The 16,322-nt window shown below is 72.0% G+C and carries 15 protein-coding genes; 9 read left to right on the top strand and 6 right to left on the bottom strand.

Annotation, left to right across the window (positions count from 1 at the left end; all coding sequences use genetic code 11):
* The first annotated feature begins 38 nt into the window (after window positions 1–38).
* From ACFWVV_RS19115 to ACFWVV_RS19100, 4 genes are all read left to right on the top strand, one after another.
* The gene (locus ACFWVV_RS19115; RefSeq protein ID WP_384352041.1) at window positions 39–737 is read left to right on the top strand and encodes a DUF4166 domain-containing protein; all 699 of its coding nucleotides are present in this window, start codon (window positions 39–41) and stop codon (window positions 735–737) included.
* Window positions 734–1,372: a TetR/AcrR family transcriptional regulator gene (locus tag ACFWVV_RS19110; RefSeq protein WP_384352044.1), complete on the top strand. Its 639-nt coding sequence runs from the start codon at window positions 734–736 to the stop codon at window positions 1,370–1,372. Before ACFWVV_RS19115 ends, ACFWVV_RS19110 begins: the two co-directional genes overlap by 4 nt.
* 109 nt (window positions 1,373–1,481) lie before the next feature.
* On the top strand, window positions 1,482–3,302 hold the full coding sequence (locus tag ACFWVV_RS19105; RefSeq protein WP_384352047.1) for a glycosyltransferase family 2 protein: 1,821 nt from the start codon (window positions 1,482–1,484) through the stop codon (window positions 3,300–3,302).
* Between the two features lies 1 nt (window position 3,303).
* On the top strand, window positions 3,304–5,325 hold the full coding sequence (locus ACFWVV_RS19100) for a galactose oxidase-like domain-containing protein (RefSeq protein WP_384352050.1): 2,022 nt from the start codon (window positions 3,304–3,306) through the stop codon (window positions 5,323–5,325).
* 38 nt (window positions 5,326–5,363) lie between these two features.
* Here the strand turns inward: ACFWVV_RS19100 and ACFWVV_RS19095 are convergent, their stop codons facing one another.
* A complete protein-coding gene (locus tag ACFWVV_RS19095) occupies window positions 5,364–6,395 on the bottom strand; it encodes a glycoside hydrolase family 6 protein (protein WP_384352053.1) in 1,032 nt (343 codons plus the stop codon).
* Window positions 6,396–6,557: 162 nt separating this feature from the next.
* The gene (locus ACFWVV_RS19090) at window positions 6,558–7,547 is read right to left on the bottom strand and encodes a DUF5937 family protein (protein WP_384352056.1); all 990 of its coding nucleotides are present in this window, start codon (window positions 7,545–7,547) and stop codon (window positions 6,558–6,560) included.
* 347 nt (window positions 7,548–7,894) lie between these two features.
* Here ACFWVV_RS19090 and ACFWVV_RS19085 point away from each other — a divergent pair, with 347 nt between their 5' ends.
* The 5 genes from ACFWVV_RS19085 to ACFWVV_RS19065 all read left to right on the top strand — a co-directional run bounded on the left by ACFWVV_RS19085 (window position 7,895) and on the right by ACFWVV_RS19065 (window position 12,460).
* Window positions 7,895–9,187, top strand: a complete 1,293-nt coding sequence (locus ACFWVV_RS19085; protein ID WP_384352059.1) for an MFS transporter — start codon at window positions 7,895–7,897, stop codon at window positions 9,185–9,187.
* Between the two features lie 20 nt (window positions 9,188–9,207).
* Window positions 9,208–9,717, top strand: coding sequence for a MarR family winged helix-turn-helix transcriptional regulator (locus ACFWVV_RS19080; RefSeq protein WP_384352062.1), 510 nt, complete (start codon window positions 9,208–9,210; stop codon window positions 9,715–9,717).
* Between the two features lie 69 nt (window positions 9,718–9,786).
* Window positions 9,787–10,125, top strand: coding sequence for a DUF3817 domain-containing protein (locus ACFWVV_RS19075; RefSeq protein ID WP_384352065.1), 339 nt, complete (start codon window positions 9,787–9,789; stop codon window positions 10,123–10,125).
* An 81-nt stretch (window positions 10,126–10,206) separates the two neighbouring features.
* Window positions 10,207–11,907 (top strand): methylmalonyl-CoA mutase, encoded by a 1,701-nt coding sequence (locus tag ACFWVV_RS19070; protein WP_384352068.1) that lies wholly within the window; start codon window positions 10,207–10,209, stop codon window positions 11,905–11,907.
* A 61-nt stretch (window positions 11,908–11,968) separates the two neighbouring features.
* Window positions 11,969–12,460, top strand: a complete 492-nt coding sequence (locus tag ACFWVV_RS19065; RefSeq protein WP_384352071.1) for a MarR family winged helix-turn-helix transcriptional regulator — start codon at window positions 11,969–11,971, stop codon at window positions 12,458–12,460.
* Window positions 12,461–12,569: 109 nt separating this feature from the next.
* Here ACFWVV_RS19065 and ACFWVV_RS19060 read toward each other — a convergent pair whose 3' ends face one another.
* The 4 genes from ACFWVV_RS19060 to ACFWVV_RS19045 form a co-directional block, all read right to left on the bottom strand.
* Window positions 12,570–13,490 carry an aldo/keto reductase gene (locus ACFWVV_RS19060; RefSeq protein ID WP_384352074.1) on the bottom strand — a complete coding sequence of 307 codons (921 nt, stop codon included), beginning with the start codon at window positions 13,488–13,490 and terminating at the stop codon, window positions 12,570–12,572.
* A gap of 20 nt (window positions 13,491–13,510) precedes the next feature.
* On the bottom strand, window positions 13,511–13,996 hold the full coding sequence (locus ACFWVV_RS19055; RefSeq protein WP_384352077.1) for a multiprotein-bridging factor 1 family protein: 486 nt from the start codon (window positions 13,994–13,996) through the stop codon (window positions 13,511–13,513).
* Between the two features lie 217 nt (window positions 13,997–14,213).
* A complete protein-coding gene (locus ACFWVV_RS19050; RefSeq protein WP_384352080.1) occupies window positions 14,214–15,629 on the bottom strand; it encodes an ATP-binding protein in 1,416 nt (471 codons plus the stop codon).
* Window positions 15,626–16,318 carry a response regulator transcription factor gene (locus tag ACFWVV_RS19045; protein ID WP_384352185.1) on the bottom strand — a complete coding sequence of 231 codons (693 nt, stop codon included), beginning with the start codon at window positions 16,316–16,318 and terminating at the stop codon, window positions 15,626–15,628. Before ACFWVV_RS19045 ends, ACFWVV_RS19050 begins: the two co-directional genes overlap by 4 nt.
* Window positions 16,319–16,322: the final 4 nt, after the last annotated feature.

The following is a 16,322-nucleotide window of genomic DNA, read 5'->3' as shown; positions in this document are numbered from 1 at the left end:
CGGCCCCCCGCCCCCGCACCGGCCAAGGAGCCCCCCGCATGAGCACATCCGCCCCCGCATCGATCTTCCGCACCGCCATGGGCGACGAGGTCTTCGGCCGGCTGCACCCCCAGCTCCAGCGGCGCTTCTCCGTCGGGCTCGGCAGCGGCGAGGCGTGCACCGGGCGCGGCGTCATGGAGCAGATATGGCACGGCGGCAGATGGGTGCGCCCCTTCCTCGCACTCGGCGCGACCCGCAACATCCTGCTGCCGCGCGAGGGCCGCCGGATCCCGTTCGTCATCGAGAACGTGCCCTACCTGGACAGCTGGGGGCGCGAGACGGTCACCTTCGTCCGCACCTTCGACTTCCCCGACGGACCCCGCCGCTTCGACGCCACGATGGTGCACAGCCCGGAGCGGAACTGCGTCCTGGACTACCTCGGCACCCATCAGCACCTCGCCAGCGACCTGCACTTCTCCGCCGACCCGGCGGGCGGCCTGGTGATCCGCTCCGGCGAGCACCGCTTCCGCGAAGGCCGGCTCGACGTCCGGGTGCCGGACCTGATCGGCGGCGACGCGGAGGTCCGTGAGAGCTTCGACGAGCGGTCCGGGTGCTTCCGGATCCGTGTCAGGGTGACCAGCAGGCGGTTCGGCCCGCTGTTCGGGTACGAAGGGTCCTTCCGGGCCGAGTACCGGGACGTGCGGGGCCGCGAGCCGCGCCCGGGGCTGCGGCCGATCGATGAGGAAGCGCGCGCATGAGTTCGGCGGACACCAAGGAGAAGCTGCTGGCGGGGGCGTTGCGCACGCTCACCGAGCAGGGCATCGCGAAGACCTCCGCCCGCTCCGTCGCCGCCACCGCCGGAGTCAATCAGGCACTCGTCTTCTACCACTTCGGCTCGGTCGACGAGCTCCTCGCCGCCGCCTGCCGGTACGGCGCCGAACAGCGCGTCGCCCACTACCGCCCCCGCCTCGCCCAGGTCACCACCCTCGCCGAGCTGCTCGCCCTCGGGCGGACCCTGCACGCGGAGGAGAAGGCAGGCGGCCACGTCGCCTTCCTCGGCCAGCTGCTGGCCGGCGCGCAGACCCATCCTGCTCTCGCCCCGGCCACCGCCGCCGGGCTCGACCTCTGGATCGAGGAGATCGAGCAGGTGCTCGTCCGGGTGCTGGCCCTCAGCCCGGTCGGCGAGTTCACCGACCCGGCCGGGCTCGCCCGCGCGGTGGCCGCCGCCTTCGTCGGCCTGGAGCTGTACGAGGGCGTGGACGCGCGGGGTGCCGAGGCCGCGCTGGGCGCGCTGGAGCAACTGGCCGCACTGGTCGGCGTACTCGACGAACTCGGGCCCGTCGCCCAGCGCGCGGTCCGCCACCAGCTCCGCCGCAGGACACAGCGGAGCTGACGCGGGCGTCCCGTAACCCTTCTGCGCTCTCGGAGTCGACACGCCCCGAAATCTGATCTTTGGTTGGTTTTGTGAGGTATGCGCCTCGCGCGATCAGCTGGGAGGCAGAGTGTTGCCGGAGGGCTACGACTACGAGAAGCACAGCCGCCTCGCCGGGCCGTTGACGGACCCGGGGGACGGCCCCTACACGGTCCAGTACACGAGCCTGCTCTCGAAGGAGCCCCACCGAATACGAGCCGTTCTTCTGATGACGCTCGCGCCCGTGCTCTCCGCGGTGCTGCTCGCCTATCTGGTGTGGCCCACGCACTGGACCGAGCGGGAGAACGCCGATCCGTGGCTGGTCCGCGCGGACCACGTCATGCTCGGTTCGATCGCCTTCATCATGTTCTTCATGCTGGTCAACGTGGCGTCGATCGCGCACGCCACGCTGGTCGCCCGCGACCCGGTACCGGTGACCGCGCAGAAGGGGACGCGGGTCGCGTTCCTGACGACGTACGTCCCGGGCAAGGAGCCCCTCGCGATGGTCCGCGCGACCCTCGAAGGCGCCGTCAAGGTGCGCCATTGCGGGAAGCTGGACGTGTGGTTGCTCGACGAGGGCGACGACGAGGCCGCCAGGGCGCTCTGCGAGGAGCTGGGCGTACGGCACTTCACCCGCAAGGGCATCCCCGACTGGAACCAGGACAAGGGACCGCACCGCGCGAAGACCAAGCACGGCAACTACAACGCCTGGCTGGCCATGCACGGCGGCTCCTACGACTTCTTCGCCTCCGTCGACACCGACCACATCCCGCTGCCCAACTACCTGGAGCGGATGCTCGGCTACTTCCGCGACCCCGACATCGCCTTCGTCGTGGGCCCGCAGGTGTACGGCAACTACACCGCGGCCGTCACCAAGGCCGCCGAGTCGCAGCAGTACCTCTTCCACGCCCTCATCCAGCGGGCCGGCAACCGCTACCGGGCACCCATGTTCGTCGGCACCAACAACGCCGTGCGGGTCAGCGCGCTCACCCAGGTCGGTGGTCTGTACGACTCGATCACCGAGGACATGGCCACCGGCTTCGAACTGCACCGCCGCAGGAACCCGCGCACCAACCACTTCTGGCGCTCGGTCTACACCCCCGACGTGCTCGCGGTCGGCGAGGGCCCGGCTTCCTGGACGGACTTCTTCACCCAGCAGATGCGCTGGTCCAGGGGCACGTACGAGACGGTCTTCAAGCAGTTCTGGAAGGCACCCTTCCGGATCCCGCCGGGCCGGCTCCTCAACTACGGCCTGATGCTCGTGTACTACCCCATGACGGCCCTGAACTGGCTGCTGGGCATCCTGAGCTGCGTGCTGTTCCTGTGGTTCGGGGCGTCGGGCACCCAGGTCTCCACCTCCGTCTGGCTGATGCTCTACAGCGACGCCGTCGCCCTCCAGATCTGCCTCTATTTGTGGAACCGGCGCCACAACGTCTCCCCGCACGAACCCGAGGGCTCCGGCGGACTGGCCGGCATGGCGATGTCCGCGATCTGCGCGCCCATCTACCTGAAGTCGCTGGGCGCGGCCGTGCTCGGCAGACGCGGCCGGTTCGTCGTCACCCCCAAGGGCGGCGAGGCCAGCCCCGACCGGCTGCTCACCTTCCGGATCCACTTCTTCTGGGCCGCGGTGCTGATCGCCTCGCTGTGGGCGTCGGTGCACTACGGGCACACCCACGCCGCGATGCGCACCTGGGCCGTACTGGCCCTGGTCATTACGCTCGCACCGGTGACGGTCTGGATCTGGAGCCGGTACGCCGAGCGCCGCGCCGCTGCCCCGGCCGTACAGCCCGCCCGCCCGCACGCCGACCCGGCACCGACGCCGGCACCGACGCCGAAACCGAAACCGGAGCCGACCGCCGGCACGGCTCCTGCCGCCGCCACCGCGAGCGCCACCACCACCGGAGGGAAGTGACATGGGCTTCCGCCCGACCAGCAGGCCGAAGAGGCCCGAGCCCGGCCCGCCGGAGCGGTCCGACGGCGCGGACAAGGCCGCCGCACCGCCCAGGAAGCTGAGGAACGTCCTGCTCGGCGGCGGCGCCGTCGTCCTCCTCGTCGGCCTCAACGCGCCCGCCGCGCTGGACTTCGCGCAGGACAAGTACCACGCGTACAAGATCGCCCAGCCCGGCTACAAGGCCGAGTTCGGCTCCTGGGCGATGCTGGACGTCCCCGGCGAGTACCGGCTCAACGCGATCCACGCGGCCCTGCTGCACACCGGCAAGGTGCTGCTCATCGCGGGCTCGGGCAACGACCAGAAGAAGTTCGACTCGGGCACCTTCGACACCGTCCTGTGGGACCCGAAGAAGAACACCTTCAAGAAGATCCCCACTCCCGAGGACTTCTTCTGCGCCGGACACGCCCAGCTCCCCGACGGGCAGCTCCTGGTGGCCGGCGGCACCGCCCGTTACGAGGTCCTCGACGACAAGGTCACCCGGGCCGGCGGCGGCATGCGCGTGAAGAACGAGTCGCCCGACAAGCCCATCACCCTCAAGAAGGGCACCCGCTTCCGGTCCCCCTCCGGGGTCGAGTACGTGTCGAAGTTCGACGTCACCGTGCCCAAGGCCAAGCGCGACTTCAAGATCGGCTACTTCGCGTCGGGTCAGATGAAGCCCTGGGAGACCAAGGTGAGCGCCGCCGAGGCACGGGTCTTCGTCGAGGCGGTCAAGGAGGGCGCGGGCGCGCTCACCACCCAGGCCGCGCAGTACGAGATCGTCGGCCTGCCGGAGAAGGACGCGGACAACGTCTACGGCCTCGCCCAGCGGATCACCACCGAGAAGCAGGACTTCCAGGGCATCAAGGCGGCCTACGAGTTCGACCCCCGGGCGGAGAAGTACGTCCCCGTCCAGCCGATGAAGGACGCCCGCTGGTACCCGACCCTGACCACCCTGGAGGACGGCCGGGTGCTCGCCGCCTCCGGGCTCAACGACGTCGGCGACGTCGTCCCCGGCGACAACGAGATCTACGACCCCAAGACCAAGAAGTGGGGCAAGGGCCCCTTCCACTACTTCCCGACCTACCCCGCGCTCTTCCTCACCAAGGGCGGCAAGCTCTTCTACTCCGGCTCCAACGCGGGCTACGGCCCCGCCGAGAAGGGCCGCGAGCCGGGCATCTGGGACGTGAAGACCAACAAGTTCACCCAGGTCGGCGGCCTCACCGACAAGGACCAGCTGGAGACCTCGGCCTCCGTGCTCCTGCCGCCCGCGCAGGACCAGAAGGTGATGGTCCTCGGCGGTGGCGGCGTCGGAGAGTCCGAGAAGGCCACCCCCCGCACCGCGATCGCCGACCTGAAGGCCGACAACCCCGCCTTCCGGACCGGCCCGCAGCTCGCCCGGGGCACCCGCTACCTCTCCAGCGTCCTCATGCCCGACGACTCCGTCTTCACCACCGGCGGCTCCGGGGACTACCGGGGCCGCAGCGCCAGCGACATCCTGACCGCGCAGTTCTACGACCCGAGGGCCAACGCCTTCCGCGACGCCGCCGAGCCGACCGTGGGCCGCAACTACCACTCCGAGGCCCTGCTGCTGCCCGACGGCCGCGTCGCCACCTTCGGCTCCGACCCGCTCTACGGCGACAAGGACAACACCAAACTGGGCACCTTCGAGCAGCGGGTGGAGATCTTCACCCCGCCCTACCTGCACAAGGGCGGCAAGCGCCCCGTCCTGGAAAGCGGCCCGGCCGCCTTCGCCGGCGGCAAGGCGGTCTTCCGGACCAAGGACGCCGGCCGGATCGTCAAGGCGCGGCTGATGCGGCCGAGCGCGGTCACCCACACCACGGACGTCGAACAGCGCTCGATCGAACTGGGCCTGAAGAAGGACGCGAACGGCGTCACCCTGACCGTGCCGCAGGACCGGACGCTGGTGCCGCACGGCTGGTACATGCTCTTCGTCACGGACAAGGACGGCGTGCCGTCCGAGGCGAAGTGGATCCGGGTCGGCTGAATCCGGCCGATGCGCCCAAGGGGCGAAGTGGCTCCGGATCAGCGCGACTTGCGGGCCAGCCCCAGCGCGTAGTCCGGCCACCAGGTCCCGGCCGGGGGGCCGCCCCGGCACTCGCCGTCCGAGTCGCCGGGCCGCTTGATCCACAGGTACGCGTCGAGCAGCGGGTCCCCGGTCCTGTCGGTGGGCGGGGTGCCCAGCGCCCGGCCGGTCGGATTGCACCAGGCGTCGCCGCGGGACCCGGGCAGCGGGCCCGCGCCGTTCCTGCTGGAGTCGATGACGAAGTGGGCGCCGCCCAGCAGCCCGGCCAGCTGGGCGCCGTACTCCTTGACCTGCTTGTCGCGCTGGAAGTTCGAGACGTTCAGTGAGAACCCGTCGGCCTTGCCGATCCCGGCGCGCTTCAGCGGATCCACCAGCTTGCCCGGATCGTCGATCCAGGCCGGATTCCCGGCGTCCAGGTACACCTTGGTGCGCGGCTGCCGCTTGAGCCGGTCGATGGCCCCGGTGAGCAGGGCGTTGCGCTCGCCGTGCGCCTCGGCGGGGGTGCAGCCGTCGACGATGTGCGGTACGGCGTCGGGCTCCAGTACGACGGTGGCGGACGCGTCGCCGATGGAGCGGGCGAAGGAGTCGATCCAGGTGCGGTAGGCGTTCGCGTCGGCGGCGCCGCCCGCGCTGTGCTGGCCGCAGTCGCGGTGCGGGATGTTGTAGGCGACCAGAACCGCGGTCCTGCCCTCCTTGGCGGCGCCCGTGGTGACCCGGCGGACGTCCGGGGCCGGGTCGTCCCCGGCGGGCCAGTTGGCGACCGGCCGCTCGGAGATCTTCCTGATCTGGTTCGCGTCGTCGGTACGCCCCTGCGCGGTCCACTCCGCCACCTGCTTCGCGGCGCTGGACTCGGGGTCCACCCAGAAGGGGGAGGCCTGGACGGGCGGCCCCGACGGCGCCCCCGAGGGCTGCCGGGGCTGCGGCTGCTCCTCGGCGGGACCGGGCGAGCCGCAGCCCACCGCCGCGGTCAGCAGGGCGGCGAGTGCGAGGCCGGTCGACGTACGCGTACGGAAGATCCTTCGGCCGGACATCCAGCCCCCTCGGGACGACTGCTGACTGGCGGATACGAACGCCCAATCCTGGCATGTCGGACATCTGATGCGGTGTTACGACCCGGGAGTGCGCGAGGCCATGTGCCGGTGGCGAGGGTGATGCCGAGGGTCACGTGCCGGTGGTGAGGGTGATGCCGAGGGTCACGTGCCCGTGGCGAGAGCGATGCCGAGCGGCGTGCGTTCGTACAGCACCTGATGGCCGTAACGGCGGGACACCAGGAGGCCGGCGTCGCGCAGGGTGGTGAGGTGGGCGGAGACGGAGGACGGGGCGAGGCCCAGGCGCAGGGCGAGGGCGGAGGTGGAGGAGGGTTCGCCGAGTGCGCACAGGACGTCGGCGCGGGCCCGGCCCAGGAGGCGGGCGAGGGCGTCGGGGGTGCCGATGGCCGCCTGCTCGCTCCACAGGGCGCCGATGCCCCGGGCCGGGTAGACGAGCGCGGGCTGCCAGGGCCCGTCGAACCCGGTCGCCAGATCCGGCCAGCAGAACAGGCTCGGCATCAGCACCAGCCCCCGGCCGTCCAGCTGCTGGCGTTCCTCCCACCCCGACCGGGTGGTGAGGGTGAGGGTGGGCGGCGCCCAGGCCAGCCGGGGGTGCAGCTCAGAGAACAGGGCCTGAAGCCCGCCCTGGGCGAGGCGCCGGGAGTGGAAGAGGATGTCCGCCTCGAAGAGGTCGCGCAGCCGTGGCCAGTCGGGTTCCACCAGCGCCCGCCAGGCGGCCTCCAGCAGGCCGGTCAGCTCCGCCAGAGCAGCCACGGGGTCGGCGAGCAGCGCCCGGCCCGTCCCCGAGTCCGCCGCCCCGGGCGTGCAGTCCAGCGCCCGGACGATCTCCGCGTGCACCACGGCCGGATCGGTGCGGCGGGCGGCGGCGATCTCCTGCGCGAAGGAGGCACCGGACCCGGCGGGCGGCGGCCCGAAGAAGCCGGGGGTGAAGCCGCGCTCGGGCATCAGCAGCCAGAGCGGCCGCAGATCGAGCGCCTGCGCGGCGGAACGGACGCGCCGCAGCCAGGGAAGGTGGTGCCCGTGCCGCGCGGGCCGCGCGAGGGTCCGCACGGCCTCCTGGGTCTCCCAGAGCGGGGAGGCGGCGAAGCGGCAGCGGGTGAGGGAGCTCTGATGAAAATCGAGGTGGTAGGCCAAGGGGGCTTCTCCTGGGGCGGACGGTTCCGTGGGCGGGGACGGCGGCACGGTGGAAGAGCGGGGACGGCGGCACGGTGGCTCAGGGGGCCGACCGCGCCCCCATCCCGGTGCCTTGGGGCCCCGGGGTCCCGGCGGCCCGGCGTCCGGCGTCCCGGGGTCCCGAGTTCCCGGGTCCCGAGTTCCCGGGGTCCCAGCGTCCGGGGTCCCGGCGTCCCGGCGTCCCGGCGTCCCGGCGTCCCGGGGTCCCGGGGTCCCGGGGTCCCGGGGTCCCGCCCAGGATTCGGACCAGGATTCGGCCCACGCCGAAAGAGTACCGACACGAAACGGCCGCTGACACGCTCGCCGACATGTCCGTACCCACCTCTCCGGTGTCCCCGGAGCCGCTCGCCGAGTCCGCTTCCTGGGGCTATCCCGCGCTCTTCGGGGTGCCCGAGTTCCGGGCCGTGTTCGTCGCCCATCTCCTCTCCCTGCTCGGTGTCGTCGTCAGCGAGATCGCACTGACCGTCCTCGTCTACGACCTCACCTCCTCGCCCCTCCTCTCCGCTCTCACCTTCGCCCTCGGCTTCCTCCCCTACCTGATCGGCGGCACCCTGCTCTCCGGGATCGCCGACCGCTACCCGGCACGGCGCGTGCTCGTCGTGTGCGATCTGTTCTGTGCCGTCTGTGCGGCCGGCATGGTGCTTCCGGGGACGCCCGTCGCCGGCCTGCTCGCCCTGCGCTGCCTGGTGGCCGCCGTCTCGCCGGTGTTCTCCGGCACCCGGATGGCGACGCTCGCCGACATCCTCGGGGACGGCGAGCTGTACGTCCTGGGCCGGTCGCTGCTGCGGATCGTGTCGCAGAGCGCCGTGCTCGTCGGGTTCGGCGCCGGCGGGCTGCTGCTCGCCGCGGTCTCCCCGCGCGGAGCGATCACCGTCACCGTCTGCACCTTCCTCTGCTCGGCGCTGCTGCTGCGCTTCGGCACGAAGAAGCGCCCGGCCCGCACCGGCGCGGCGGGCGGGCGCGGCGGCGTGCTGCTGTGCGACTCCCTGGCCGGGGCACGGCTCGTGTTCGGCAACCGGCGGCTGCGCGCGCTGATGCTGCTGTTCTGGGTGCCCACCGGCTTCGTCGTGGTGCCGGAGGCGCTCGCAGCCCCGTACGCCGACGCCATCGGGGTGGGCCCGGTCGCCCTCGGCCTGCTGATGTGCGCGATGCCCGTCGGCCACATCGCCGCCGAGCTGTACGCGGGCTCCGCCCTCTCCCCGCGCACCCGCTCCCGCCTGGTGCTGCCGCTCGCCGCCCTCGGCCTGCTGCCCCTGCTCGGGTACGTCACCGTGCCGGGCGTCGGATGGGCGGCGTCCCTCCTCGCGCTGGCGGGCGCGGGCGGGGCGTACGTCCTCGGGCTCGACCAGTGGTTCGTCGACGCGCTGCCGGAGGAACTGCGCGGCCGCGGCATGACCCTGCAGACCGCCGGGCTGATGACCGTCCAGGGGATCGGGATGGCCCTGGCGGGGCTGGCCGCCGAGTTCTTCCCCGTCCACCTGGTGGTGACCGGCGCCGGCGTCCTCGGCACGCTCGCCGCCCTGCTGCTGATCGCCGAGGTCCGCCGGACGGATGAGGACATCGTCGTACCGATCCGCGAGACAGGGCCGACCAGCATATGACCGACCGGTAGGGTCGCTCTGTGCCGAAGCCGCTCAGCCTCCCCTTCGACCCCATCTCTCGCGCCGACGAACTCTGGCAGCAGCGCTGGGGCCCCGTGCCCTCGATGGCCGCGATCACTTCGGTCATGCGCGCCCACCAGATCCTCCTCGCGGAGGTCGACGCCGTCGTCAAGCCGTACGGGCTGACCTTCGCCCGGTACGAAGCACTGGTGCTGCTCACCTTCTCCAAGGCGGGCGAGCTGCCCATGTCGAAGATCGGCGAGCGGCTCATGGTCCACCCGACCTCGGTCACCAACACCGTCGACCGGCTGGTGAAGTCCGGCCTCGTCGACAAGCGGCCGAACCCGAACGACGGACGCGGCACCCTCGCCTCCATCACAGCCAAGGGCCGCGAGGTCGTGGAGAGCGCCACCCGCGACCTGATGGCCATGGACTTCGGGCTCGGGGTGTACGACGCCGAGGAGTGCGCGGAGATCTTCGCGATGCTGCGCCCGCTGCGGGTGGCGGCGAAGGACTTCGACGAGGCGTAGGCCACCGGCCCGTGGAACGGGTACGGCCCGCCGCAAGATCGCCCCGTACGTCCGGTTAGGCTCGACGGCATGAAACGAAGCGTGCTGACCCGCTACCGCGTGATGGCCTACGTCACCGGCGTCCTGCTGATCCTGCTGACCGGCGGTTTCATCGCCAAGCGGTTGCTGGGCATGGACGGCGCGGCGGGCTTCACCACGTTCGTCGGCATCGCCCACGGCTGGCTGTACGTCCTCTACCTGATCTTCGCGTTCGACCTGGGCTCCAAGGCGAAGTGGCCGGTGAAGAAGCAGCTCTGGGTGCTGATCGCGGGGACCATCCCGACCGCCGCCTTCTTCGTGGAGCGCAAGGTCGTCCGCGAGGTCGAGCCGCTGATCAAGGACGAGGGACCGGTCACCGCCCGGGCATAACAGCCGGGCACCCCCGCCGTACGGATTCGTACGGCGGTTGTCCATCGACATTTACTAGGACGTCCTAGTAAATTGGAGAGCATGGACGCCGACCGGATCGAAGAGGGCCGCCAGCGCTGGCAGGCCCGGTACGACAAGGCGCGCAAGCGCGACGCCGACTTCAGCACGCTCTCCGGCGACGAGGTCGAACCCGTCTACGGCCCGCGCCCCGGCGACGCGTACGAGGGCTTCGAGCGCATCGGCTGGCCGGGGGAGTACCCCTTCACCCGAGGGCTGCACGCCACCGGCTACCGCGGCCGGACCTGGACCATCCGCCAGTTCGCCGGCTTCGGCAACGCCGAGCAGACCAACGAGCGCTACAAGATGATCCTCGCGGCCGGCGGCGGCGGACTCTCCGTCGCCTTCGACATGCCCACGCTGATGGGCCGCGACTCCGACGAGCCGCGCGCGCTCGGCGAGGTCGGGCACTGCGGGGTCGCCATCGACTCGGCCGCCGACATGGAGGTCCTCTTCCAGGACATCCCGCTCGGTGACGTCACCACGTCGATGACGATCAGCGGGCCCGCCGTCCCCGTCTTCTGCATGTACCTGGTCGCCGCCGAGCGGCAGGGCGTCGACCCCGCCACTCTCAACGGCACGCTCCAGACCGACATCTTCAAGGAGTACATCGCGCAGAAGGAGTGGCTCTTCCAGCCGGAGCCGCACCTGCGCCTGATCGGTGACCTGATGGAGCACTGCGCGGCGGGCATCCCCGCGTACAAGCCGCTCTCGGTCTCCGGCTACCACATCCGCGAGGCGGGGGCGACGGCCGCACAGGAGCTGGCGTACACCCTCGCCGACGGCTTCGGCTACGTCGAACTCGGCCTGTCCCGCGGCCTGGACGTCGACGTCTTCGCCCCCGGCCTGTCCTTCTTCTTCGACGCGCACCTGGACTTCTTCGAGGAGATCGCCAAGTTCCGTGCCGCGCGCCGGATCTGGGCCCGCTGGATGAAGGAGGTGTACGGGGCGAAGACCGACAAGGCACAGTGGCTGCGCTTCCACACCCAGACGGCGGGCGTCTCCCTCACCGCCCAGCAGCCGTACAACAACGTCGTACGCACCGCCGTCGAAGCCCTCTCCGCCGTGCTCGGCGGCACCAACTCCCTGCACACCAACGCCCTCGACGAGACCCTGGCACTGCCGTCCGAGCAGGCCGCGGAGATCGCGCTGCGCACCCAGCAGGTCCTCATGGAGGAGACCGGCGTCGCCAACGTCGCCGACCCCCTCGGCGGCTCCTGGTACGTCGAGCAGCTGACCGACCGCATCGAGGCCGAGGCCGAGAAGATCTTCGACCAGATCAGGGAACGCGGCCTGCGCGCCCACCCCGACAACCAGCACCCGATCGGCCCGATCACCTCGGGCATCCTGCGCGGCATCGAGGACGGCTGGTTCACCGGCGAGATCGCCGAGTCCGCCTTCCAGTACCAGCGCGCCCTGGAGAAGGGCGAGAAGAAGGTCGTCGGCGTGAACACCGCGACCGGCTCGGTCACCGGCGACCTGGAGATCCTGCGGGTCAGCCACGAGGTCGAGACGGAGCAGGTGCGGGTGCTCACCGAGCGCAAGGCACGCCGCGACGACGCCGAGGTGCGGGCCTCGCTGGACGCCATGCTGGCCGCGGCCCGCGAAGGATCCAACATGATCGAGCCGATGCTGGAGGCGGTACGCGCCGAGGCGACGCTGGGCGAGATCTGCGGGGTGCTGCGGGACGAGTGGGGCGTGTACGTCGAACCGCCGGGGTTCTAGCGGAAGTTGGTGCGGAAGGGCGCTTGACCTCAACCTCGGTTGAGGTCATAGCGTCGCCCGCATGACGACCACAGAAGCCACCGCACCCGTGATCACCACCGCCGACCCCCACGCCGCCGACGCCGACCTCGCCTCGCAGCCCGTCGCCTACTGGACGGGCGTGGCGAGCACCGCAGTGAAGAACCTGCTGCGCGACTCCATGGCCCACTACGACGTCACCCAGCCCCAGTGGTGGGTGCTGAACCGCGTCGACGCGGCCCCTTCCACCCGCGCCGAGGTGATCGCCGCCCTCGCGGACGTCGCCGAGACCCCGTACGACATCCCCCGCGTGATCGACCAGCTCCTGCACCGGGGCTGGCTCACGGCGGACCCGCAGGACCGCCTCTCCCTCACGGAGTCGGGCCGCAGCGGCAAGGCGGAGGTCAAGCAGTTGGTCACCCGGCTGCGCGCCCAGGTCCACGAGGGTGTGAGCGACGAGGAGTACGTGGCCGCACTGAAGGTCCTGCGCCGCATGACCGCCAACGCGAAGCAGAGCACCCACCCCTGGCAGTAGGCCGCCGCCGGGGTGGACCCGCCGCCGGCCCGCCGGGCAGGACCCGCCGCCGGCCCGCCGGGCAGGACCCGCCGCCGGCCCGCCGGGCAGGACCCGCCGGGCAGGCCCGCTAGGCCGGGACGGTGCCGGGCGACTCCAGCAGCGCCATTTCCGCCGCGGTGAGCCGCAGCGAGGCGGCGGCGACGTTCGCCGCGAGGTGGGCCGGGTCGCCCGTCCCCGGGATGGCCAGGACGTGCGGGCCCTGCTGGAGGGTCCAGGCCAGGCGGACCTGGGCGGGCGAGGCATCGTGGGCGCGGGCGACCGCGAGGACCCGCTCCTCCTCGGCGCCCGTCGCGCCGGTCTCGCGGCCCGCCCCCGCGATGGCGTAGAAGGGGACGAACGCGATGCCCTGCTCGCCGCAGTTGCGCAGCAGCGCCGTGTCTTCGGCCGCCGCCCCCGGGCCGTACGGGTTCTGCACGCAGACCACCGGCGCGATGGTCAGGGCCTCCGCGAGGTGGGCGGCCGTGACGTTGGAGACGCCCAGGTGCCGGATGAGCCCGGCCTCGCGCAGATCGGCGAGGGCACCGAAGTGCTCGGCGATGGAGCCGGTCGACCTGCTGCGCGGGATGCGGAGATTGACGACGTCGAGATGGTCCCGGCCCAGCTGGCGCAGGTTCTCCTCGACCTGGCCCCGGAGCTGATGGGGCTCGGCGTACCACCACTCCCCGTCCGGGGTACGGGCCGGCCACACCTTGGTGGTGATGACGAGGTCCTCGGCGTACGGGTGGAAGGCCTCCCGGAGCAGTTCGTTGGCGGAGTGCGCCGAGGAGAAGTAGAAGGCCGCGGTGTCGAAGTGGTTCACACCGAGGCCCACGGCCCGGCGGAGCAGGGCGACGGCCTCGCCCCGGTCGCGCGGGGCGGAGGCGGCGTCGAACGCCGCCCCGATCTGCGGAAGGCGCATGGTGCCGTAACCGAGACGGCGGACGGCCAGCTCACCACCGAGCTTCCAGGTCCCGGCGGCGGCTGCGGCGAGTGTGGGGCGGTCGGGCATGCAAATCCTCTGGGTCGGCTTCACAGGGGCTTCCTGGCGGATGCCGACTCGGAGTATGCGGGCCCGGCGGGGCGCGGGAAAGGGAGGAGTAGACGGCGAAGAGTCACATCGGAATCGGGAATGCGGGGGACGGGACGGGGAGTTGACACTGGTGTCACCGGGCACAACCGGGCGCCGGATCCGGCGCCCCCGGACTGCTCAGGCGGCGTGCCCCTCAAACCGGAATTCCGGGGTCGAGCCGGGGTCGATACGGGCCCCGTGTCCAGGGCCGCAGCGAGCAGCTCGATCAGCTCCAGGGTGGGATCCACCGCGCTCTCCTTGACGGACTCGATGTCCGACTCGGCCATTCTGGCCCGCCGGGCCAGTTCCGCGGTGCTCCAGCCCAGAGCGGAACGCCGGTCGTAGACGGCCTGCGCGAAGTCCATCCGGCGGCCTGCTGCACGGTAGGCGGGGTCTTCACAGTGCTCGGGCGGGACCGTCCAGCTGGTGTGGTATCCGCTGCTCATGAGTCCTCCTCCGGCCTACTGCAGACGTCGGGTCTCCAGCCACGCGCGTACCTCGGGCTCGACTTCGATCGTGTGCAGCGGGTAACTCGGACATCGCCACGCCGTCTCGCTTCGGCAGTGTTGCTCCTTACCGAGCCGGCAGCAGGGCCGGGCGGGGCGGCATTCCTTTGCGTGCCACTCGGAAGAGTCGAGCAGGCTGTGTGGGGCCCGGCCCACGTCAGCTGACCGTGGGATCCCCGAACCGCAAGCGGAACAGCGCCCCGCCGCCCGCTGCCCGTTCCGCCGTCAGTTCTGCGCCGTGGGCGCGGGCGATCTGGCGGGCCATGGCCAGGCCCAGGCCCGAGCCGGGCAGGGCGCGGGCGGCTTCCGCGCGGTAGAAGCGGTCGAAGACGTACGGGAGGTCCTCGGGAGCGATGCCGGGGCCGTGGTCGCGGACCGTGAGTTCCAGGTGCGCGCCGACCACGGTCAGTTCGACTTCCACCGGGGCCTTGGGCGGGCTGAACTTCGCCGCGTTGTCCAGGAGGTTCGTCAGGAGGCGGGTCAGCCGGGCCGGGACGCCGGGCAGGGTGACCGGCACGGCGTCGGGGGCCACGTGCAGGGGTAAGGGCGTGGACGGCCAGTGGGCGGCGGCCGCCGCCACCGCGTGCTCGACGAGGGCGGCCGGGCGGACCTCCTCCAGCAGCGGCTGCGGCTCCTCGTCCCTGGCGAGTTCGATCAGGTCGTTGACCAGGCCCGTCACCTCGCGCAGCTGACGGCCCAGCGCCCCCGACGCCCGCTCCCGCTGCTCCGGACTCAACCGGTCGGCCCGGGCCAGGAGTTCGGCGTTGGTGCGCAGGGCGGTGAGGGGGGTGCGCAGTTCGTGGGAGGCGTCGGCGACCAGGCGGCGCTGGGCGGACACCGACTGTTCCAGTTCGCCGAGCATGGTGTTGAAGCTCGTGGCGAGGCGGGTGACCTCGTCCTCGCGCGAGGACGGGCCCGGCGGGAGCTCGATGCGGTGACGCGGGTCGCGGGTGGCGGCGATGCGCTCGGCGGTGGCGGTGAGGCGGGCCACCGGGGCCAGTCCGGTCCGCGAAACCCAGTAACCGAGCGCGGCGGCCAGCAGCACACCGGCCGCCCCCACCGCCGACAGGAGCAGGGCCGCCTGCCGGACTCCCCGCTCCACCGAGTCGGCGCGCAGGGCGAGCTGGAGGGCCCGGCCGCCGCCGATCGGGGTGACCGCGAGACGGGCCGGGTGGCCCTCGTACCGGAAGTTGGAGAAGTACGGGGCGCGCTGCCCCGACGCCACCTCACGGACCGGCGGCGAGACGGGAAGGACGTACCGCTCCCGGGAGTCCTCCGCCGGATCCGAGGGTACGACCTGGGCGCACGCGGGGGCGGAGAGAAAGCGGCACTCGCCCGACAGCACCCCGGTCGCCGGGTGGCGGTCCGCCTGCACGATGCGCGTCGCCGACTGGGTCAGGTGCAGGTCGAGCTGGTGGTACATCTCGTACCGGATGACGAAGTACGCGGCCGTGCAGACACCGATCGCGACCAGGGCGACAGCGGCGGACGCGGAGACCGCGAGGCGGGTGCGCAGCGGGCGGTGGCGGCGCCAGCGGGCCCCGAGGGCGCGGCGGCGACGGCCGCCGCTCACGCCACGTCCAGGCGGTAGCCGACGCCGTGGACGGTGTGGACGAGGCGGCGTTCGCCCGCCGCCTCCAGCTTGCGGCGCAGGTAACCCACGTACACCGCGAGGGAGTTGGAGTCCGGGCCGAAGTCGCGGCCCCAGACGAGTTCGAGGATCAGCTCGCGGGGGAGCACCTGGCCCGGATGACGGAGCAGGAGCTCCAGCAGGGCGCATTCCGTGCGGCTGAACTCCAGCGGGCGCCCGGAACGGTGGCCCGTGCGGGTGACCGGGTCGACGACCAGATCCGCGAACGCGAGGGAGCCGTCCTCCTCCGGCAGCGGGGCGGCGCGCCGCAGCAGCGCCCGCACCCTGGCGACCAGCTCGTCGAGCGCGAAGGGCTTGACGAGGTAGTCGTCGGCGCCCGCGTCCAGGCCGTCGACCCGGTCGCTCACCGAGTCGAGAGCGGTGAGGACGAGGACCGGGGTGCGGTCGCCGACCGCGCGCAGCCGGCGGCACACCGCGAGGCCGTCCAGCACCGGCATCATCACGTCCAGCACGAGCGCGTCCGGCTGCCAGATGCCGAGCGCGGACAGCGCCGCGAGACCGTCGGGCACGCCCCGCACCTCGTACCCCTCGATCGTCAGGCCGTCCTCGACGGCGGCCCGCACTTCCGGCTCGTCGTCCGCCACCAGGATCTTCGTCATGGCATGAATCATGCCG

The sequence above is a fragment of the Streptomyces sp. NPDC058663 genome (assembly GCF_042716745.1).
Classification (GTDB): Bacteria; Actinomycetota; Actinomycetes; order Streptomycetales; family Streptomycetaceae; genus Streptomyces.
Note: the sequence above shows the minus strand (reverse complement) of the source record. Positions and strands in the feature narration are given on the sequence as shown.